This is a genomic window from Massilia sp. UYP34 (genome assembly GCF_056279385.1).
The window spans coordinates 1-19024 of the sequence record NZ_JBWBRF010000031.1 but is presented as its reverse complement, the minus strand read 5'-3'; the positions used below and the strand labels follow the sequence as shown (position 1 = coordinate 19024).

The window sequence follows — 19024 nt, the reverse complement described above, 5'->3', positions numbered from 1 at the left end:
ACCGTCTAGCGCCGCTTTACTTCTGCTGCTACTCCTGCTTTCCGCCGTTGCCGGCGTCCTTCTTTTTCCCTTGCTTCTCCAGGTAGTCATCGATCGCGCGGCGCACATGCTCTGCAACTGGCGCCCCCGTTTCCTTGTTCAGCTCGGACAGTTTTTCATGCTGCCAGGCATCAAGGTAAATATTGGTTCGTATCTTCGTGTTCATGTACATCATTATACACCAACATACACCACATACAAGAAGTTTCTTGCAGACTATAGTAGGCAAGGCGAGCAGCTACGGCCGGCGCAGTTACAGGAACTACGCCAGCCGCAGCTACGCGCAAGGCACGTGCTTTCACCCACGCTCGGCCGGCTCAGGCTCAGGCTTGCGGCGTCGTGCGAGCGCGACGGCCGCGCCGCTGGCCAGCAGCACGGCCACCAGGCAGGCGGCGCCGACCGGGTGACTGTCGAGCGTCACCACCAGGGCGGCAAGGGCGGTAATGACGGCAGGGGAAAACTTAATCAGCATCGTGGCTCCATAGGGGCAAAAACACGTATAGCAACTATGTTGCCGGCGACCGCTCGGCGTGGTTGCAAGTGCATGCCCCGATTGTGCGAGCCTTCGCCCGATCGTTCCTCTGGTGGGTTTTCCGGCTGGCGCCGGCATCGAGGCGCGGTTACTCAATTTGACTAACCGGGCCGCGTGGGTGAAAACACGAGCCTTATTGATATACTGTACAAACATACAGTATTTGTAGGGGGCAATATGTGGGTGAGCGTGGTCTTGGGATTCGACCCGGACGGCCAGCTAATACCAAAATGGCGTGAAGCCTTCCAGCGGCACGGCGTGCTGGTCGGGGAGCTGACCCACGGCGAGGAATTCGTAAAGGAGCTGCGCCGGCATACGATGGTTTCCCGCCTGCGCGCGAATGGCCAGGAGGTGTTGCCGCCGCTGGCCGATTCCGTCGTGCGCGTGGCCCTGGGGAAGAACCTCAATGCGTCAGGGATCACCACGGACGGCCTTTTCAACAAGTGGCGCCCGCAGGCCTGGCGAATGGAGATCCTTTCCCTTGATGGCCCACCCAAGCCCGCTGCAACGGCGCCGGCCCGCGCCGTGCTGTCGGAGGGAGGAAAGGAATTACCGTGACGGGTTACTCAAATTGAGCAACCGCACCGGGCGCCGCGATCGGCGCCGGCAGGACGCCCAGCCAGCCAGCAGCAAGGCGCTCAGGCCCGGGCTGACGTTGAGCACGTCGACGAGGAAGCCGAACGCGGGTTCGGCTTCCCAGGTGGCGATGCCGTGCCCATCGGCGCACGTGGCCCAGATCCGGCCATGCTCGAAAGTCCAAGTCGTTTGCACTGTGTTGCTCCTGTAAGAACGGGGACGACCCCCGGCCTTACTGTTGCATCACGACAGCCGGCGCGGCGTGCCGGCGTCAAGATTTTTCGCACTGCCAGTTCGGGTGTGAGTGTTTCAGCGTGCCGACGCAGGCACGTGCTTTCACTCGCAACCTTTGCTTAGGTGCACAGCAAGATGCACAATAGTTGTTTCGATAATCCAAGGATATGACCCGGTGACGCAACCCTATTACGACACGCTCACCCTAGGAGGGGAGGTCTTTGAATTTTCGCACCTGGAGCCATTCACGATGGAGTTTGAAAGCAAGATGGCCAAAAAGTGGCTCCGTCTGCATGTGACGTTCAAAAACCATTGTTTCACGAAAGCCTACAAGCCTGAGGACCATATTGACGGCGAGCCAATTATTGACGAGTTCACATCAAGTCCACGCTCGTTTTGCCGGATTCGGTATCGCCTGTCTAAGGCGCTGCCTGCATTGATCCACGGCATGAATCATCCTAAGGTAAAGGTGATCCAAACAGCCGCCAGGCGTAACTGGTGTTATTCGCTGACGATTGAAGACCCAGCCGGACCGTATCACATCTTTTTAGAGGTGCGTCGAGCAGCAGGACACCAGAAGCACCTGCAAGACTTGAACATCGTGATCGAGAGCGCCTATTACGAAATCCCTGAAGAAGGGCCACCTAATTTGCTTGGCCCCATGAACTTTTACTTGCTTTGTGGCAAGATTTTTATGAACCAGCCGGTTGCTACGAAACGTTAAGGAAGAAACGAAAAAAGGCACCCGGAGGTGCCTATTTCGTGTTCGGTACAGCAGATCCAGACACCACTTACGACCCGCCTTGCGCGAGTACGGCTTTCGCCGCTGGGAAGCGCTCAATCTCATCTGGTCAGTCGCTTCGATGAACATATAGTAGCACAACCTTTTGGTTGTGGTATAGGAGTCGTGACAAAAGGAGACGAAGCCAAAGAGGCACAATAGTCAGAAAACACTGTATAAATTGACAGTGACTGGCGGGCATGCTACCCTCAGAGCGTTCTTCAAACTATGCAGCAAAGGGAACGCTCTGAGGGTAGCATGCCCGCCATCAGTAGCTCGGTTTTTCCGGATTTTTGCTCGCTTCGTCAAGCCGTTTTTGCGCTTCATTCTGGGTCTCCTACAGAGGTTGGTAATAGCCTCTATTATACAGGAATTGCCCTTTAAAATCAGTGACTTATGGAAGTAGCGCGAGTTTTTAAGTGCACTACTGGCGTCAAAAATCGTGATTAGCTAAGGTTGTTTTCAGCCGGTGCAATACCATGCCAAAAGGACATCATGGGCGAACTTCCTAAGGACCATCAACGTGCAAACCGCCTGCACCTGGCTATGCTGGATATGCAGGACGCTCGTCGATACCTTGATGCTTATGCCGAGCTGGACAGCCAAAGCGATGGATTGAAAGCGGAGCTGTCGCACACGTTGCGCGAGACGCTGATAGTTGCTGCCATCGTGGCGTACTGTCGGCCGTTCAGCAGAAACCAGTCACCAGGGCAGGCTGTCAAAAAGCTGTCGATTGATGAATTCTGGTGGATCACCAACAACTCTACACAAAGAGCGTTGCACGTCCTTATCATTACCAAAAGGGATACATTCGTTGCTCATGCTGATTGGGACGCGCGGTCTACAGAGATTGTCGAGCTTACGCGTACAGGTGTGAAACGAACCTTTTCCGTCCCTGATGTGATGGAAGGTCTAGACCCCAAAGAGTTTAGCGCTCTAGCTTTGGAGGTGGAAAAGGATTGTTTTTACCAAGCCATGGCGTTGCAACACCGAATCCATACGGAACAGGGCCAAGCAGGCTAAACCGTCACCGGCAGTGCGAGTGTGAGTGTTTCAGCATGCCAACGCCGGCACGCGCTTTCAGCCACGCATTCGTAAATCGTATTGTGCTTGCATCCTTACCCACAACTCGGGACTGGTGTTCAAGGCCATACCCAAGCGGGAAGCTAGTTCAGGTGATACAGCAGTGGCGCCGGCAATGATGCGTTCAAGCTGCTCAGAGTCAATCCCGAGCCGAGCAGCGGCGACGTCGATAGTGGAATCCCCTAAGTATTCTCTCAACACTTCCCCCGGGTGAGGCGGATTGTGCATGCTGGTCATCGCGTGTCCCTCGATCCATGATCCATGTAGGCATGATACTAGTTCGGTCGCACTTGTAACGCAGGGTGAATGTCAACGCCGGCACCGACACGTGCTTTCACTCGGCCGGCAGTTCCAACGTCGGAAACCGTGACCAGGTGCAGCGGCGCGGGCAAGAGTGTTTCAGCGTGCGCCGGCCGGCGACAAGTCACGTTTTCGCAACCGGCTGCGAAAATATCAGCATGGTATTGACCGCGTGGAACGGGTTTTATGTCAAACGGCGAAAATGTTCTTGTGACCGGTCACATACACCGCTAAAGTTTCCGCAGTTGGACTCATCAAGGACAGGCATCATGGAAGAACAGAAACGCCGTGCCGGTGGCCGACCGGCCGGATCGGGCGAGCAGTTGCCGGCGCGCGATCGCGCCCGCCAAAGCCGGCAGAGCCGCGCGGCGCAAGGCTCCACCAGGTTAGATTTTTTCCTCGACCCGGCGCAGGCTGGCCAGCTCGCGGAATTGATGGAACAGTGGGGAATGAGCACGCGCAAGGAAGCAGTACAGCACGCCCTCAGCATCGTGCACCAGACCATATCGAAAACACGAAAGGCCACGGCATGAGCTACAGCTACGAGATTACCCCGCGCCCGGTCGAGCTGGGCGGCGGCTGGCGTCTGCGACTTCTCGAGACCGAGGAAGAAATGGGCGGCGGCGTGTTCCCCGTCGACGACAGCGACGCCGACGCCGGCATGCGCTGGTGGAACGAGTGCAGCGAGCAGGAGCGCGCGCACTGGCTGACCATGGCCGCATCAGCGCGGCCGGCCGACGCCTACCACGCCTTCATGCTGGCAGAGGCATACGCCGACGCCGAGAGCACGGCCTACGAATGGCTCGATTCAAGAGGGAGTGAATAGGCAAGGAACCCATACGGCGATTGGCTCGCCGCCGTATGGACTGCCTATGCTGAACTCTGACATTTACCGAGTTAGTCTGTCTTGCTCTGGCGAATGTCAGAATTCGGAGAACGCAGCTTGAGGGTTGATGTAAAACTTGAACTCCAAACCCGACACCTTGCGACCGCCGTTTTTCGTCGCGGTGTATTCAATGACCAGGCTATTTTTCAAACCCAGCTCGGCTACAGCAGGATCAATCACGCGGCGGCGAAGCTGGCCGAAGTCCTTTACACAGCTTGGCGGCGCCTCCATCGCAAAGCAGAAATCATCGACAGTGATGCGCAGCATGCCGGTTTTTTTGAACTGCATCAGCAGCTCGAACAGTCGCCACGAATAGACCGAGCGCAGCGCGACCGTATGCCGGAGCTTGTAGCTGGTGAATTCCTTGCTCAGCTCAACCAGGTGCGGCGTCATCTCTGGCGAGAAGGCGAGTTCAATCCATCCCTCGCCGTGATGGTAGGTAACACCGCTCACCCACACCCATTTGCGCTCTTTCTCACCACGAGGCGTTTTCTCGATCGTGCGGGCCTTCCGGTCTAACAGTTTGTCGCCCACAGCCTTGAGCTGTTCGTAGGCGGTCACGCCATCTAGGTCGAATTCCTTTGCAAATTCATTTGCCGAGATCTTGAACTTGTACCGGCCGGCCTCGGCGCGCAGGCTATCCAGCTTCGCCATACAGACCGATACAACACGTTTTTCAGGGAGAGACAGCCCATGTGCCATGCGCACGAGCTGATTGCTCATGTTGACGTTTAACGTGCCTATGGCGCCTTCCACGTACTGCACAATTTCTGCTGCTTCTGGCATCGCACACCCTTAAATCTGACATTGAATCTAGGTTGTCAGAGTTATTGAATTCTGTCAAGAGTGACGATGTGTCAGGCTAACTCGGTCTTTGTCAGAGAACTCGGTAAACGTCAGGCTAACTCGGCCGTTGTCAGACTAGATCGGTAAACGTCAGGCTAACTCGGTCTTTGTCAGAATTCGCGCGATTTTTCATAGGGAAAACCGTCGCCTAAAAACGTATTTAAAAACGAGCCTATAAACACTCTTAAAACGTACTCGCATGGCTTCGCAGCGAGTACGATCGAGGCCCCCCAAGGGGGGCAAAATAAACCAGCCCCCCCAACCCCGATACGCAACCGCCGCCGCGCCGGTCGATCCCATAGGGATCGCCGGTGTTGCTTTTGGGTTTTCAGGTTTTTGATTTCTCGGTTTTCAAAGTTAACCGGGCGTGCCGATTTCGGAACGAAATCGGTGCGCAACCCGAGCGCCGACGGGCGCGCTGGCTCGAAGGAAGAAAAGTTGACTTATCACGTAGTCCAGGTACGCCACGATTTCCAACTGGACTGCGCCCCGGCGCCGGGGCTTGCCAGGACGGGCGGGCGTGCCGCCTATCGGCGGCATCCGACCATGCGGCTGTGTCTACGCGCTTCGCGCTCGCACAGTCCGGCGCTAAGGCGCCGGATCGGACTCAAATCGCCCCCGCTCGACAGCAGAACCGCCCGTAAGGTTTAGCAGGGAAAGGGAATGCGCTCGCTTGTGGTTAAGTTTTAAGCCGCCGAATGCTCATGGAGCCACGAGAACAGGGCTACACGCTGCGATCGCGGTTAATTGGACCTTTCCCACTCACGTAACAGAAAACGCCTCAAAACGCCGCAAATTGGGTTTACAGCTCTATTTCTATTTCGCAACATTTATTGCAAAACTACAATTGTCGTCCTGACGCACACGTTTGCGCGTCAATTTTTAGGGATGACACCATGAAAAAGACTACGTTCGCGATTCTTCTCGCCGGCATCTTCGCCGGTAACGTCCATGCACAGAGCGCACCAGGTAGCGGCGCATCTAGCACCCAAACCGGAGGCTACGCCAATGCCAGCGGCGATCGCAGTACCGCGACCGGTTACATGGCAAACGCACAAGGCGCCGACTCGACCGCTACCGGCCATAACGCCCAGGCCACGCAGGACCAGACGACGGCGACCGGCGCCGGAGCATCCGCGACCGGGACCGGCAGCACCGCAACGGGCGCGATCGCCGTCGCCAGCGGCAATTACAGCACCGCGACTGGCACCAGTGCGACGGCCACCGGCAATTTTTCGACCGCAACCGGTCTCGCCGCCAACGCGCAAGGCGTCAACTCGACCGCGACCGGCGCCTATTCCCAGGCAACCGCCAACAGCACAGCAATCGGTTATTGGGGCGAATAGGGAAAACGGAAAAAATCGGGCGCTAAGCCCTTCTGGCTACCGTCGAACCGCGTAAGCCGTTGATTTCAAATGCGGCCATTCCCCTTGGGGTGTGACGCTGTCAGCCGGTGGCCAGAGGCCGGCATGGGTAAAGTTACGATACCTGTATAGTAAGTTTACGCATCCCAGCGGAGATCAGCCGCCGGCGCGCAGCCAGTTCAGCCGCTGGTCCTGGTGCGCGAACGCAACAAACTACCCGCCGCATTCTCCTCGAACAACCCCGCTTCTTCAATATAGCCCTGAACCGTGCCGTCGTGGCGCCAACCACCTTGCTTCTTTATGTCGCGAAACTCGGCGCCGGCGCGATGCGCGCTGGTGGCCATGCCGCGCCGCAGGCTGTGGCTGGACAGTTCCGGCACGTAGCCGAGCTTGGCCAGCTGGGCGGCGCCGGCCAAGATGGTGTTGACGCTGGCCGGATTCAGGCGATCGGCGCCCACCACGCCCCACTTGCTGATCGACCGGAAGACCGGGCCGCTGGCCACGCCGGCAGCGTCCAGCCATGTCCGCAACGCCGTCGCTGGGCAGCACGGCCCAGCGCTGTAGGGGATCGCCTTGGCCACGCCCTCGCCGGTCTGATCCGTCTTCGAGCGTGGCAGCGTGAGCGTGATCCCCTGCGCTTCCCAGGTGATGTGGTCGACCTTGATGCCCACCAGCTCGCTGCGCCGGAATCCCCCGAAGAAGCCCACCTGCAGCAGCGCGTTATCGCGCGCCGCCTTCAGCGTGCCCAGGCTGGCCAGGTTCGCCACGATCAGCTCCAGATCTTCGATCGGCAGCGCCTTGGCCTTCTTCTTCGGGCGGCCATTGGTGCGCGCGATCCCGGCCAAGGTCTTGCGCACAGTCGGCGTGGCGGCCGGATCGGCGAAGCCCTGGTGGACGTGCCATTGCGAGAGCGCCGTCAGGCGCAGCGCCAGGGTGCGTGGGTTGAGCGTGTCGGCGTAGCGCACCAGATAGCGGATAACGGCTGGCTCGTTTGCCGGCAGCACGCCGCCCCAGTCCAGGTAGTGCTTAACTGCGGAGCGGTACGCCTGGCGCGTGTTGTCGGACGTGGCGGCAGCCAGAAAGACGCGGTGCCGCGCGGCGTGGTTGTGGTCGTCCTGCGGCGTAACAGCGGTACGGATAGCCGGTGCCGACCCGGTATCGGGCATATCGGTGACGGCGGGCGTGGTGGCCATGGCGGGCGTCGCGCAATTGCGCGCTCATAACGGGATTACGGCCAGCATAGCACGCCGCCGGTGGTATAGCCTGCTGTAACGAACATTATCGAAGCGTAAATTGGCGCGTGACGGCGAAAAACACACAGCGTAATATATCGTGATATTACGTATTATGGAATACGTTACTTAATTTCGCGAAAGGCCCACCATGGCGCGCGCAGGCATTCTTTTCTCCCAGGTGGTCAAGGCCGCCACCCAGCTGGCGGCCGCCGGCACCAACCCCACCGTGGACACCGTCCGCGCCGCGCTTGGCGACACCGGCAGCAAGGGCACCATCGCGCCCATGCTCAAGCAGTGGAAAGCGCAGCACCAAGGCGAGACGGCCGCCGCCGGCGCCGGCCTGCCCGCCGACCTGCTGGAAGCCGTCAAGGGTGTGTATCAGCGTCTGGAGGCCGGCGCGCAGGCGCAGGTTGAGCAGTTGCGCGCCGCGCACGACAAGGCCCGTCAAGAAGACGGTCAGCAGCTGGAGATGGAACGCGCCGGCGGCCGCCAGCTGCGCGCCGAGCGGGACACGCTCCTTGCCGAAGTGGCCGAGGTGAAGGCGGCGCTCGCGCACGAGCGCGACGAGCGGCAGCACGGCGCTGTAGCGATCGCGGCCCTGCGGGCAGAGAACGACGGCCTCACCCAGCGCCTGGCGGACCGGGCGGCCGAGGTCCGGCTGCTGACCGACCAGCTGGCGCAGGCCCGGCACCAGTTCGATCACTTCCAGGAGAAGGCGGCCGCGCAGCGGCAGAGTGACCGGCAGGGCTTCGAAGCGCGCATCGGCACGCTGGAGCACGACGCCCAGCAGCTGCGCACCTACCTGCAGGAGCACCAGCAGGCGGTGGCCGTCCTACGCGCGGAGAAGCAGGGATTGCAGATTCAGGTCGAGCGCACCAATGGCGAGGCGAAGGAGCACCTGGGCGAGGTCTACACCTTGCGCGAGCAGCTGGGCGCCGCGCGTGAGATGGCCAGCCGCGAGCACATGGACGCCGCGATGGGGGCCGATCTGCTGGACAAGGCCGAGCACGAGAACGTGCGCCTCGACACGCGTGTCACCGAGCTGGAAGACGAAAACGCCCAGCTACGGAAGCAAATCGAAGGCTCTGCGGGCAAGAACGCCGGCGGCAGGCGCAAGAAGCCGTAGCGCCGGGCCGGCTTGAATATTTTTGGGAATAATTTGGTGTCGAAAATGGCGGGCGTCAGGACCGGCCGATCGAGCGCAGGGCGGTATCACCTTCGCCAGCAACCGGACATTTTGACCTGAGCCGGGTGCGCTGTGCAAAGCGGCACTCCCGAGATTGAAAACTTTCCCATTTTGGAACAATGGGTTGGGCATGTTTTTGCGAAAAATCGTAATCCTGGCAACCCTCGTATCAGCCATCGTCATAAAGTTTGTAGAGTATAAGTCTTTATTGATTTATACTCTACGTCATGCAACTAATTGCCTTAATTCTCTCCCTACCCACCGAGAATGCCACTGTCCGCCAGCGTGCCTGGCGGGCACTCAAAGCGGCCGGCGCCACCGTGCTACGTGACGGCGTGTACTTGATGCCGCACTGCCAAGCCTGCCATTCGACGCTGGCGGCAGTGGCTGCCGAGGTGGTCTCCGGTGGAGGTTCGGCATATGTATTGAATGCCGAAGCCGCCGATGACACGGACTACGCTCGGCTGTTTGACCGTAGCCAGGATTACGCCGCCTTGTTACCCGAGATCACACAGAGGCGAAGCGAGCTGGACTCCGCTAACGTGCAGGAGACGCTCAAGCAGACGCGCAAGCTGCGCAAGTCCTTTGCAGCTCTGGTCGCGATCGATTTCTTTCCCGACGAGCCACAGCGACAGGTCGATTGCGCACTACGCGAGCTTGAACTCGCCTGTGCCCGAACCCTGTCGCCGGATGAACCGCAGTCGGCTGAAGGAGAGATCGGCCGACTGCGGTGTGAGGACTACCAAGGGCGCATCTGGGCGACGCGGCAGCGGCCGTGGGTGGATCGCCTAGCTAGCGCCTGGCTGATCCGGCGCTTCATCGACCGCCGCGCCTACTTCCAATGGCTGGCCAGCCCTGGAGACTGCCCATCGGACGCCATCGGCTTCGATTTCGATGGGGCGGCATTCAGCCATATCGGCAACCGCGTCACCTTCGAGGTGCTGGCCGAAAGCTTTGGACTGGATCAACCTGCCATCCGGCGGATCGGCCAGTTGGTGCATTACCTCGATGTCGGGGGTGTGCAGCCGCCAGAGGCCGCCGGCATCGAAAGCGTGCTGGCCGGGATGCGCGAAAGCCTTGCCCAGGACGACGCACTGCTGGACGCGGCCTCGACCGTGTTCGACGGTTTGATGGCCAGCTTTGGCAACGGAACCGCCACGACCTGAATGTACTGATCGCCAAGACGTCGGAGCTCAAATATTGTGCGCCTGACTGCCGAGGAGGACATCCAGCGTATTCGACCTACTTATACTGAACTGCAAGGAGAACACCTTTGAACGTCCCGAATGATGCATCGTACCGCCCGAACGAGGCGCCAGATGCCGCGATTGAAGCCGTTCCTCCAGCCATGAGCTACTTCCAGCTTTTCGTGCGATTCCTCAAGTTCGGCCTGCTCGCTTGGGGCGGTCCTGTGGCTCAGATCGCTATGCTGCGCCGCGAACTCGTGGATGAGGAACGCTGGATCTCGAGCAAACGCTTCAACAAACTGCTTGCGGTGATGCAGGTGCTGCCCGGTCCTGAAGCGCACGAGATCTGCGTTCATCTGGGTATCCGAGCAAAGGGGCGGCTGGGCGGCTTGCTGGCGGGACTTGGGTTCATGCTCCCGGGATTCTTGCTGATGTTTGCGCTGTCCTGGCTGTACTTCGAGATCGACATTGTCGGCACTTCGCTGGGTGCCGCATTCCTTGGTGTACAAGCGGCCGTAATCGCGCTGATCGTGCGCGCCGTGCACCGCATCGGAGAGCACATCCTACTTAGTCGCTGGCTGTGGGTCATTGCCATCGTTTGCGCGCTGGCAGCCAGTGGCGGGGTCGACTTTTGGATCACCCTGCCGGCGAGTGGCCTTGTGTACGCTTTGCTCGTGTTGAATCGTCGGGCGTTTGCGCTTCTGGTGACACTTGGGGCGATGGCGTTGGCTACGGCCGTTGCTATGTCGGCCGCGCCCACCGCGAAGCTTGTGGAAACGGTCATTCAAGGCCAAGCCTCCGTGCTCCTCATTTTCGTGGCTGGACTAAAAGCCGGCTTACTCACATTCGGCGGCGCCTATACCGCGATTCCGTTCGTTCGCAACGACGCTGTCGGGCGCGGGTGGATGACGGATGGGCAGTTCCTGGATGGGCTGGCGCTTTCCGGTGTATTACCGGCGCCGCTCATCATCTTCGCAACGTTCGTCGGCTATGTGGCGGGCGGTCCGGTTGGAGCGATGGCCATGACGGTCGGTGTCTTTCTGCCGGCCTTTGCGTTCTCGCTGATCTTCTATGACCGGCTGGAGGCGGTTGTGGAGAACAAGCAGCTGCACGCCTTTTTGGATGGTGTCGCGGCCGGGGTCGTCGGCCTGATTGGCGCCACCACCGTCGACCTGGCGCATGTCACCGCCGAGCGTGTGCCGTCGTTGACGGCGGGTATATCGATCTTCGCCGCGGCCTTGGCATTCCTTTATGCTTGGAAGAACAAACTCAACGTAGTCGTCGTGATCCTCGCGGCTGGACTGGTCGGGTGGCTGGTGTTCTAGGGGGAATGCCTGAGTCTGCTGGAGCTGACCTTCGTCGTGCCGTTCTGGTTTTGTCTTGGCATAGCACAAAGAAGCTTCTTAGTTAGAAAGTAAGAAAAGTACGTTCCTTAATTACTTTTTCGCTTCGTCCCATTACTGGCTTTATCCCGGCTTATCCTCGAAGGGTCCGATCGAATGCCGCGCCGCTCACTCCTCTCTGATACCGAACGCGACAGCCTGCTGGTGTTGCCAGAAAGTCAGGATGACCTAATCCAGCAATACAGTTTCACGGATGCCGACCTGGCGTTGATCCGGCAGCGCCGGGGCGCCGCCAATCGCCTCGGCTTCGCGGTTCAGATGTGCTTGCTGCGCTACCCTGGCCAGGCGCTGGCCAGCGACACTAGGCTGCCAGATCCGGTGATCCATTGGATTGCCAAGCAGGTGCGCAGCGACGCCGGCGCCTGGCCGGAATATGGCGAGCGCGAAAAAACGCGCAACGAGCACCTGCATGAGTTACGCGCCTACCTGGGGCTGTCCGTGTTCGGCTTGCCGGATTTCCGCAAGCTGGTGCACTGCCTGGCCGACCTCGCCATGCAGACCGACAAGGCAATGATCCTCGCCGCGCATTCCCTCGAAACACTGCGCCAGAAGCGCATCATCCTGCCGACGCTGACCGTCATCGAACGGGCCTGCGCCGAGGCTGTGACGAGGGCGAACCGGCGAATTTATCGCACGCTGATTGAGCCGTTGGAACGTCACCACAGGCGCTCCCTGGACAACCTGCTCAATGTGGCGCCCGACATGAGCATTACCTGGCTGGTATGGCTGCGCCAGTCGCCGCTCAAACCCAATTCCCGCTACATGCGCGAACACATCGAACGGCTCAAGGTGTTCCAGTCGCTGGCCCTGCCGGAAGGGCTTGGCCACCAGATCCACCAGAACCGGCTGCTGAAGATGGCCCGCGAGGGCGCGCAGATGACGCCGCGCGACCTGACCAAGTTCGAGGACGAGCGGCGCTATGCCACGCTGGCGGCGCTGGCCATCGAGGGCATGGCCACCGTGACGGACGAACTGGTCGATCTACATGACCGCATTATGATCAAGCTGTTCAGCGCAGCCAAGAACAAGCATCAGCAGGACTTCCAGAAGCAGGGCAAGGCCATAAACGACAAGGTGCGCCTGTACAGCCGAATCGGGCGCGCGCTGGTCGAGGCCAAGGAATCCGGCAGGGACCCGTATGCCGCGATCGAGGCCGTGCTGCCGTGGACAGACTTCACTCAAAGCGTGACCGAGGCGGCAGAACTGGCCCAGCCCGAAACGTTCGACCACCTGCACCTGGTGGGCGAGCAGTACAGCACCCTGCGGCGCTATTCGCCCGAGTTTCTGGACGTGCTTCGGCTTAAAGCTGCGCCGGCGGCGCAAGCGGTTCTGGACGCGATCGACGTCCTGCGCGAGATGAACATGACCGGGACGCGCAAGGTGCCGGACGACGCGCCGATCGCATTCGTGAAGGCGCGGTGGAAGCCGCTGGTCATCACCGACGAAGGTCTTGACCGCCGTTTCTACGAGATTTGCGTCTTGTCGGAGCTGAAGAATTCGCTGCGGTCGGGGGACATCTGGGTGCAGGGTTCGCGCCAGTTCCGCGACTTCGAGGAATACCTGCTACCCACGGAAAAGTTCGGGGCGATGAAATCAGCGCGCGAGCTGCCGATCGCGGTCAACCAGGACTGCGACCAGTACCTGCACGACCGCTTGCTCTTGCTCGAACAGCAGCTGGTCACCGTCAACCGGCTCGCGCTGACGAACGAACTGCCCGATGCGATCATTACTGAGACAGGACTGAGGATCAGCCCACAGGACGCGGTGGTGCCGGACGAGGCCCAGGCGCTGATTGACTTCGCCAGCGGCATGCTTCCTCGGATCAAGATCACCGAACTGCTGATGGACGTGGACGACTGGACCGGTTTCACGCGCCACTTTGTCCATCTCAAGAGCGGGGAGCAGGCCAAGGACCGGACGTTCCTCATGTCCGCGATCCTGGCCGACGCCATCAACCTCGGCCTGACCAAGATGGCGGAATCGAGTCCCGGCGCCACTTACGCGAAACTGTCCTGGTTGCAGGCCTGGCACATCCGGGACGAAACCTATTCGGCCGGCCTGGCTGAACTGATCAACGCCCAGTTCAAGCACACCTTCGCTGCGCACTGGGGCGACGGCACAACGTCGTCGTCGGACGGCCAGCGCTTCCGCGCGGGCGGCCGGGCCGAGAGCACGGGCCACATCAACCCCAAGTACGGCGCCGAGCCCGGCAAGCTGTTCTACACCCATATTTCCGACCAGTACGCGCCGTTCAGCACCAAGGTGGTCAACGTCGGCGTGCGCGACTCGACCTATGTGCTCGACGGCCTGCTGTACCACGAATCGGACCTTCGCATCGAGGAGCACTACACCGACACCGCCGGCTTCACCGACCACGTGTTCGCGCTGATGCACCTGCTGGGTTTCCGCTTCGCGCCGCGCATCCGCGATCTGGGCGACACCAAGCTGTACGTGCCGGGCAAGGTGGGCGATCACCCGGCCTTGCGCTCGATGATCGGCGGCAGCTTGAACATCAAGCACCTGCGCGCACACTGGGACGACGTGCTGCGATTGGCCGCCTCGATCAAGCACGGCACCGTCACCGCGTCGCTCATGCTGCGCAAGCTAGGCAGCTACCCGCGCCAGAACGGCCTGGCGATCGCGCTGCGCGAGCTGGGGCGGATCGAGCGCACGCTGTTTATCCTGGACTGGCTTCAGAACGTCGAGCTGCGCCGGCGCGTGCACGCCGGATTGAACAAGGGGGAGGCGCGCAATGCGCTGGCCAGGGCGGTATTCATCCACCGGCTGGGCGAGATCCGCGACAGGTCGTTCGAGCTGCAGCGGTACCGCGCCAGCGGCCTCAATTTGGTGACGGCCGCAATCGTACTGTGGAATACGGTCTACCTGGAGCGGGCGACGCAGGCCTTGCGTGAGAAAGGCAAGTTGCCCGACGACGGCATGCTGCAATTTTTGTCGCCGCTGGGCTGGGAGCACATCAACCTGACCGGGGACTATGTGTGGCGCCAGCAGCGTATAGCCGAAGGCGGGTTCAGGGAGCTGCGTAAGCCCCAAGAGTAGGAAATAATCTAGAAGAGGGAGGATTCAGTTCGCGGCTGCGTGAATCGATTCCCACGACCCTCACGCAAGATTCTTAGCTTCTCTAAATAAACCAAGCCCTGCCAGCCTGGTGTGGCCAGATTGAGCCCTGGGTATTGCCGGCGGCAGTTTTCCAGGGCAAGCGACTGAGCATTGCGTTCTTCGTCACGCAGCGCATCCGACGCGCCTCTGATAATTCGGGCAGCTTCCTCGCGCTCGCGCTGTTCTTCTTGTCTAGCGCGTAAATCCAGGGCTCGGGCATGTTCCAGTTGAAGCCGCTGCGCTTCAAGCATTGCAATGAAGCGGTCAGTATTATCGATTAGCACCTGACGCTCGGCGTCGGTAAGAAGCTGGCCAGCGCTTGATCCATAAAGGGGCACCGCCCCGGTGTCATCGGAGCCGTATAGGAGCTTGAAGCACTCGGAGCCGAGAACGGTGAAGCGCCCGTTCTCCCGCACGATGTGGATGCGTTTGTACACGCTGTGGCCACAGCCGTCGCGCTGACAAATTATCCGATCTTCTTTGTCTACCTCGACTACTGCCATCAGCTGCGCGTTCGACATCTTTTATCTTTCCAAGCAAAGACCGCCCCCGGTCATAAATGACGACTATACAGCATGGACTCAGGGCGTTTGCAAGTCGGCCGCGCGGAATGGTTTGCGGGCGATATGGTCGGCCAAATCGCCTTAGCGCCCGATTTTTTCCGTTTTCCCTATTCGCCCCTATTTAGCCAACGCACAAGGCGGCAACAGCGTGGCCCTTGGCACCAATTCCATGGCTACGGCCGCGAATACGGTTTCGGTCGGCAACGCAGCTACCAGCCTCACGCGCCGGATCGTCAACGTCGCTGACGGTGTGGCGAGTTCCGACGCGGCCACGGTCGGCCAGCTCAGCGCCGCGATCGCGGCCGTCGGCGCCGGCACTCCCGGCCCGCAAGGCGCCCAAGGCATCCAAGGTATCCAAGGGGTTCAGGGCGTGGCCGGCGCAGCCGGCGCGGCTGGCCGTGATGGCGTCGACGGCAAAGATGGCGTCGTGGACTATGCCCAGGTGAATGCGCATATCGACTCGCGCGCAGCCGACACGCTCAAGGCAGCGGCCACCGATGCCACCACCAAGACCAACGCCGTCAACGAACGTGTTTCGACCGTCGCCGCCGCCGTGACCACGGCACAGGCCACGGCCGATACGGCGCTGGCCGGCGTGGACAAGGCCATGCAGTACACCGACGCGACGGCGGTCCGGACGTTGCAGGAGGCGAACGCCTACACCGATGCGCGCGTGGGCCAGCTCGGTAGCAGGATCTCGGCGCTCGATGGTCGAATCAGCGCCGTGGAGCGTGCGGCCTATCGCGGCATCGCCGCATCGCTCGCCATGCAGCAGGCGCCGGCCGCGATCGGGCCGGGTGAGTCTGCCGTGACGGTCGGCATGGGCGGGTATGGCGGAGAAAGCGCGGTTGCGGTCGGCGTCCACCACGTCACCAGGCGCAACATGGTCATTTCGGGCGGCGTGGCCGCGTCTCCAAATGGCGGGCCGGTAGCGTGGCGCGCGGGCGGATCGTTCAAGTTCTGACGCCTTTTCCGACGTCGGAAACCTCAATGCAAAACGCCCCTTTCGGGGCGTTTTTTCATAACGTAACGTATCAAAGATAACGTAACGTATCAGCGGATTTTAACTTCCTTGGTCGTGCGCGGATTCGTGCTCACGTCCACCACCGTCAACGTCAGCGGCCCATCGCCGACCGCGAGCTGGCGATACTCGGCCGCTGTCTTGATCGGCTTGCCGTTCACAGCCGTTACCCATTGCTCGGCCTTGATGCCGGCGCCGGCAGCGAGGCCATCAGGCACCGGATTCATCGTCATGGGCGCATGGATGCCGGCCGGGTACATGCCTACCATGTCCATCACATCGAGGCCGACACCCGGCGCGGCCGGCGCGCTGGCAATCAAGTTTTCCATCGGACGGACTTTGCCCATTTCGATATTCGGATAGACCGAAATGCCGTTACGCTTCACGTTGAAGGTACTGCCCTGCCCTTCATACCGGGTTGCCACTTCGCCGGCATTGTGGACGACGTTCCGATTGACGGCGCCGATCTGATCGCCCACCTTGAAGCCGGATTGTTCCGCGATGCTTCCCGGCTTCACGCTCGCCACCAGGACAACGCCCCCTGCGTCGGCCGCCGTCAGGCCAGCATCGGCAATACTGCCGCCGCTGTTCGTTGTGGGCGCGTCACCATTCAGGCCGAACACTCCACGGACCATGTGTGCGATCCCTTCCGACGTTGATACTGGTTGCGGGCTGCTGGGCCTCGACAGATCACCGACGAGGATCATCGCCCAAATACCGGCAATGACAGCGGCGGTTTTTCCTGCTGCTGCTGTATCGATCTTCATACCGTGCTCACTTCCTTTTTCTTGCCCATGTAAGGCGTATTCAGTTCAGGCATGCCGACGTATTGCAAGACCACGCGCGCGATCGGCAGGCCGATCAACTTGAGGAAGCCGTGCAGATCCGGCAGGCCCTGCACTTCCGATGCGAGGACGGCCATTTGTTGCGAGCGGCGCTCGCTGGTGTTCTCGCTGGTGTTGGGCAGTTCGCCCAGGCGCGTGCTTGTGCTGTTCGAGACCTCGGCGCGTTTCACTTCCTGTTCGCCCAACTCGTTCTCGAAATACTTGCCGGTCTCGTTGTCGCCAGCGCGCAGCACGAGCTTATTGCTCATGCTCGACAGGAGCGTTTGCGCTTCGTCCTTGCCGTATGTGGTCCTGAGCTGGGCGATCGTTTGCAGCCCCGAGACGCATACGCCGCCATACTTGCGCAGCTTGGTCAGGCCGGCGCGCAGGCTAGACACCTTACCCAGCGAATCGAGTTCGTCCATGATGTACCAGAGGCGCCGGCTTGCATTCTCGGACAGCGTAAGGCCTTCCACGATCGCCAGTTCAAGCCAGCACGCGATAAGGTTCCGCAGCAGGGCCATTTGATCGTCCCTGTAGGTCAGATACAGCCAGGCCGGATTGCTGTCGGAGTTACGGACCCAATCGCGCACGGAGAACGTACCGTAATCCGGCAGGTATTCCCACGCCGCCAAGTACACCGATGCGATCATGCGGATGCTCGCAAGCGCCTTCTCGCCGCCCTTCTGGATCATCGGATATGCAGCCGTGCCGACAAGGATCGGCTCAAGCTCTTTGATCGTGGCCGAGTTCATCAAGTGCAGCAGCTTGCGCGTCGAATAGTCGCCGGCCTGCCATTGCGATTTCAGCGCGGCGGCAAGCATCGTCTGTGCGTAGAAATTCCACTCGCCCGCCTCGCCGGCCGCATCGGGGATAGCGGCCTTCGCGATCATCTGGCAATCGTATTCCTCGCGGATCTCGGCGTAGGCCGACCATCCAGCGGTGCGCCCGTCTAGCGGGTTGAGGATGGTTTCGCCGGCTTGGCCGAACCGGGCGAAATAGCCGGCGCCCGGATCGGCAATGATGGCCGCTTGCCGGCGTTTGCGGACCACGCGCAACATGCCGTTGATCGCCTGCGACTTGCCGGAGCCTGTCGCACCTTCGATCAGGAAGTGTTGCGGTTCGGCGCCGAATGGCACCGGCACGCCGCCGAACTCGATCAGCCGTTCGAGATCGTCAGGATTGACACCGCGCTTGAGCTGCGCGGCCAGCGCTGGGCCGTCGACCACGGCGGCGCCACGGATCAATGTTTCATCGGCTTTGGCAGCACCGCCCAAGCCCGCGAAGCTGGCCGGCGCCGAGCTGGCCGCAGACGCGCCGATCGGGCGGAACGTCCCGTCCTTGAGCCGGTAGCCCAAGCCCGGATACCACGCGAACCACCACCCCAGCTTTTCAACCAGGTTGGCGATCAGGGTTCCGAGGCCGACCGAAATCGCCATGATGACGAGGCCCAGCACGCCGGCAATCACGCCTTGCGTGAGCACGGCCTTTAGCACGTGATAGAGCTGCACCACGGCCACCAGGATTACCGGGTAACGCATGAAGTGGTAGCGCGTGCCGTGCGCGAAGAAGGCGTAGATCTCCCTCGGCCCGAGCCATGCGGCAGACAAGCCGCTTCTGATAATGCCGGCGCCCTGTGCGGCGCCGCGTAGTCCTTCACTCATGGGGCAACCTTTCCGACTCTGTTAAACTCGCTTCCGGCCATTTTTGAAACTCCTTAGCGGTTGTGAAAATTTTGGTCATGTGGGCCGAGGCGCAACCCTCGGCCCACTTCATTTGCGCAGCGCCTTTGCGCCTGTCGCGCCGTCCAGCTTGGCCGCGATCGCACGTTGGTTCTCGATCAGCTC

At 60.6% G+C, this 19024-nt stretch carries 20 protein-coding genes; 11 read left to right on the top strand and 9 right to left on the bottom strand.

Annotation, left to right across the window (positions count from 1 at the left end; genetic code table 11):
• Positions 1–28: 28 nt before the first annotated feature.
• Both ACZ9AQ_RS23315 and ACZ9AQ_RS23310 read right to left on the bottom strand, forming a co-directional pair.
• Positions 29–205 (bottom strand): ribbon-helix-helix domain-containing protein, encoded by a 177-nt coding sequence (locus ACZ9AQ_RS23315; protein WP_429207031.1) that lies wholly within the window; start codon positions 203–205, stop codon positions 29–31.
• A gap of 132 nt (positions 206–337) precedes the next feature.
• Positions 338–511, bottom strand: coding sequence for a hypothetical protein (locus ACZ9AQ_RS23310; RefSeq protein ID WP_429207029.1), 174 nt, complete (start codon positions 509–511; stop codon positions 338–340).
• A 237-nt stretch (positions 512–748) separates the two neighbouring features.
• On the opposite strand from ACZ9AQ_RS23310, the gene ACZ9AQ_RS23305 reads away from it, so the two are divergent.
• Positions 749–1129, top strand: coding sequence for a hypothetical protein (locus tag ACZ9AQ_RS23305; protein WP_429207028.1), 381 nt, complete (start codon positions 749–751; stop codon positions 1127–1129).
• On the opposite strand, the gene ACZ9AQ_RS23300 is transcribed toward ACZ9AQ_RS23305, so the two are convergent.
• Positions 1121–1342 carry a hypothetical protein gene (locus tag ACZ9AQ_RS23300; RefSeq protein ID WP_429207026.1) on the bottom strand — a complete coding sequence of 74 codons (222 nt, stop codon included), beginning with the start codon at positions 1340–1342 and terminating at the stop codon, positions 1121–1123. The genes ACZ9AQ_RS23305 and ACZ9AQ_RS23300 overlap by 9 nt on opposite strands.
• A gap of 214 nt (positions 1343–1556) precedes the next feature.
• Here ACZ9AQ_RS23300 and ACZ9AQ_RS23295 point away from each other — a divergent pair, with 214 nt between their 5' ends.
• Together ACZ9AQ_RS23295 and ACZ9AQ_RS23290 are read left to right on the top strand one after the other, a co-directional pair.
• Positions 1557–2105: a hypothetical protein gene (locus ACZ9AQ_RS23295; RefSeq protein WP_429207024.1), complete on the top strand. Its 549-nt coding sequence runs from the start codon at positions 1557–1559 to the stop codon at positions 2103–2105.
• Between the two features lie 552 nt (positions 2106–2657).
• Entirely contained in the window at positions 2658–3185 is a 528-nt protein-coding gene (locus tag ACZ9AQ_RS23290) for a hypothetical protein (RefSeq protein WP_429207023.1), read from the top strand.
• Between the two features lie 57 nt (positions 3186–3242).
• On the opposite strand, the gene ACZ9AQ_RS23285 is transcribed toward ACZ9AQ_RS23290, so the two are convergent.
• Positions 3243–3473, bottom strand: a complete 231-nt coding sequence (locus ACZ9AQ_RS23285; RefSeq protein ID WP_429207060.1) for a HigA family addiction module antitoxin — start codon at positions 3471–3473, stop codon at positions 3243–3245.
• A 341-nt stretch (positions 3474–3814) separates the two neighbouring features.
• Between ACZ9AQ_RS23285 and ACZ9AQ_RS23280 the strand changes: the two genes are divergently transcribed.
• Both ACZ9AQ_RS23280 and ACZ9AQ_RS23275 read left to right on the top strand, forming a co-directional pair.
• Positions 3815–4078 carry a hypothetical protein gene (locus ACZ9AQ_RS23280; RefSeq protein ID WP_429207021.1) on the top strand — a complete coding sequence of 88 codons (264 nt, stop codon included), beginning with the start codon at positions 3815–3817 and terminating at the stop codon, positions 4076–4078.
• On the top strand, positions 4075–4371 hold the full coding sequence (locus tag ACZ9AQ_RS23275) for a hypothetical protein (RefSeq protein ID WP_429207020.1): 297 nt from the start codon (positions 4075–4077) through the stop codon (positions 4369–4371). Before ACZ9AQ_RS23280 ends, ACZ9AQ_RS23275 begins: the two co-directional genes overlap by 4 nt.
• Positions 4372–4467: 96 nt before the next feature.
• Here ACZ9AQ_RS23275 and ACZ9AQ_RS23270 read toward each other — a convergent pair whose 3' ends face one another.
• Complete coding sequence (locus ACZ9AQ_RS23270) at positions 4468–5217, bottom strand: replication initiation protein (protein ID WP_429207019.1); 750 nt, start codon at positions 5215–5217, stop codon at positions 4468–4470.
• Positions 5218–6173: 956 nt separating this feature from the next.
• Between ACZ9AQ_RS23270 and ACZ9AQ_RS23265 the strand changes: the two genes are divergently transcribed.
• The gene (locus ACZ9AQ_RS23265) at positions 6174–6623 is read left to right on the top strand and encodes a hypothetical protein (RefSeq protein ID WP_429207017.1); all 450 of its coding nucleotides are present in this window, start codon (positions 6174–6176) and stop codon (positions 6621–6623) included.
• A 197-nt stretch (positions 6624–6820) separates the two neighbouring features.
• On the opposite strand, the gene ACZ9AQ_RS23260 is transcribed toward ACZ9AQ_RS23265, so the two are convergent.
• Positions 6821–7834 carry a tyrosine-type recombinase/integrase gene (locus ACZ9AQ_RS23260; protein ID WP_103243980.1) on the bottom strand — a complete coding sequence of 338 codons (1014 nt, stop codon included), beginning with the start codon at positions 7832–7834 and terminating at the stop codon, positions 6821–6823.
• A gap of 190 nt (positions 7835–8024) precedes the next feature.
• On the opposite strand from ACZ9AQ_RS23260, the gene ACZ9AQ_RS23255 reads away from it, so the two are divergent.
• The 4 genes from ACZ9AQ_RS23255 to ACZ9AQ_RS23240 all read left to right on the top strand — a co-directional run bounded on the left by ACZ9AQ_RS23255 (position 8025) and on the right by ACZ9AQ_RS23240 (position 14709).
• Complete coding sequence (locus tag ACZ9AQ_RS23255) at positions 8025–9002, top strand: DNA-binding protein (RefSeq protein WP_103243981.1); 978 nt, start codon at positions 8025–8027, stop codon at positions 9000–9002.
• A 287-nt stretch (positions 9003–9289) separates the two neighbouring features.
• Entirely contained in the window at positions 9290–10228 is a 939-nt protein-coding gene (locus ACZ9AQ_RS23250) for a chromate resistance protein ChrB domain-containing protein (protein ID WP_103827480.1), read from the top strand.
• Positions 10229–10410: 182 nt separating this feature from the next.
• A complete protein-coding gene (locus ACZ9AQ_RS23245) occupies positions 10411–11574 on the top strand; it encodes a chromate transporter (RefSeq protein WP_103244708.1) in 1164 nt (387 codons plus the stop codon).
• 174 nt (positions 11575–11748) lie between these two features.
• Positions 11749–14709: a Tn3 family transposase gene (locus ACZ9AQ_RS23240; protein WP_103243983.1), complete on the top strand. Its 2961-nt coding sequence runs from the start codon at positions 11749–11751 to the stop codon at positions 14707–14709.
• An 8-nt stretch (positions 14710–14717) separates the two neighbouring features.
• On the opposite strand, the gene ACZ9AQ_RS23235 is transcribed toward ACZ9AQ_RS23240, so the two are convergent.
• Positions 14718–15290, bottom strand: coding sequence for a hypothetical protein (locus ACZ9AQ_RS23235; protein ID WP_103243984.1), 573 nt, complete (start codon positions 15288–15290; stop codon positions 14718–14720).
• Between the two features lie 190 nt (positions 15291–15480).
• On the opposite strand from ACZ9AQ_RS23235, the gene ACZ9AQ_RS23230 reads away from it, so the two are divergent.
• Positions 15481–16296, top strand: a complete 816-nt coding sequence (locus ACZ9AQ_RS23230; protein WP_429207057.1) for a YadA-like family protein — start codon at positions 15481–15483, stop codon at positions 16294–16296.
• A gap of 89 nt (positions 16297–16385) precedes the next feature.
• Here ACZ9AQ_RS23230 and ACZ9AQ_RS23225 read toward each other — a convergent pair whose 3' ends face one another.
• Together ACZ9AQ_RS23225 and ACZ9AQ_RS23220 are read right to left on the bottom strand one after the other, a co-directional pair.
• On the bottom strand, positions 16386–17120 hold the full coding sequence (locus tag ACZ9AQ_RS23225; protein ID WP_429207056.1) for a PDZ domain-containing protein: 735 nt from the start codon (positions 17118–17120) through the stop codon (positions 16386–16388).
• The gene (locus tag ACZ9AQ_RS23220; protein ID WP_429207054.1) at positions 17117–18841 is read right to left on the bottom strand and encodes a type IV secretion system DNA-binding domain-containing protein; all 1725 of its coding nucleotides are present in this window, start codon (positions 18839–18841) and stop codon (positions 17117–17119) included. The genes ACZ9AQ_RS23225 and ACZ9AQ_RS23220 overlap by 4 nt, the downstream gene beginning before the upstream one ends.
• Positions 18842–19024: the final 183 nt, after the last annotated feature.

Coding starts and splice junctions, on each gene's coding strand:
- ACZ9AQ_RS23245 (WP_103244708.1), top strand. CDS start 10,411: ATGAGCTACTTCCAGCTTTTCGTGCGATTCCTCAAGTTCGGCCTGCTC.
- ACZ9AQ_RS23255 (WP_103243981.1), top strand. CDS start 8,025: ATGGCGCGCGCAGGCATTCTTTTCTCCCAGGTGGTCAAGGCCGCCACC.
- ACZ9AQ_RS23225 (WP_429207056.1), bottom strand. CDS start 17,120: ATGAAGATCGATACAGCAGCAGCAGGAAAAACCGCCGCTGTCATTGCC.
- ACZ9AQ_RS23260 (WP_103243980.1), bottom strand. CDS start 7,834: ATGGCCACCACGCCCGCCGTCACCGATATGCCCGATACCGGGTCGGCA.
- ACZ9AQ_RS23315 (WP_429207031.1), bottom strand. CDS start 205: ATGAACACGAAGATACGAACCAATATTTACCTTGATGCCTGGCAGCAT.
- ACZ9AQ_RS23310 (WP_429207029.1), bottom strand. CDS start 511: ATGCTGATTAAGTTTTCCCCTGCCGTCATTACCGCCCTTGCCGCCCTG.
- ACZ9AQ_RS23240 (WP_103243983.1), top strand. CDS start 11,749: ATGCCGCGCCGCTCACTCCTCTCTGATACCGAACGCGACAGCCTGCTG.
- ACZ9AQ_RS23275 (WP_429207020.1), top strand. CDS start 4,075: ATGAGCTACAGCTACGAGATTACCCCGCGCCCGGTCGAGCTGGGCGGC.
- ACZ9AQ_RS23270 (WP_429207019.1), bottom strand. CDS start 5,217: ATGCCAGAAGCAGCAGAAATTGTGCAGTACGTGGAAGGCGCCATAGGC.
- ACZ9AQ_RS23305 (WP_429207028.1), top strand. CDS start 749: ATGTGGGTGAGCGTGGTCTTGGGATTCGACCCGGACGGCCAGCTAATA.
- ACZ9AQ_RS23220 (WP_429207054.1), bottom strand. CDS start 18,841: ATGAGTGAAGGACTACGCGGCGCCGCACAGGGCGCCGGCATTATCAGA.
- ACZ9AQ_RS23265 (WP_429207017.1), top strand. CDS start 6,174: ATGAAAAAGACTACGTTCGCGATTCTTCTCGCCGGCATCTTCGCCGGT.
- ACZ9AQ_RS23250 (WP_103827480.1), top strand. CDS start 9,290: ATGCAACTAATTGCCTTAATTCTCTCCCTACCCACCGAGAATGCCACT.
- ACZ9AQ_RS23280 (WP_429207021.1), top strand. CDS start 3,815: ATGGAAGAACAGAAACGCCGTGCCGGTGGCCGACCGGCCGGATCGGGC.
- ACZ9AQ_RS23290 (WP_429207023.1), top strand. CDS start 2,658: ATGGGCGAACTTCCTAAGGACCATCAACGTGCAAACCGCCTGCACCTG.
- ACZ9AQ_RS23235 (WP_103243984.1), bottom strand. CDS start 15,290: ATGTCGAACGCGCAGCTGATGGCAGTAGTCGAGGTAGACAAAGAAGAT.
- ACZ9AQ_RS23285 (WP_429207060.1), bottom strand. CDS start 3,473: ATGCACAATCCGCCTCACCCGGGGGAAGTGTTGAGAGAATACTTAGGG.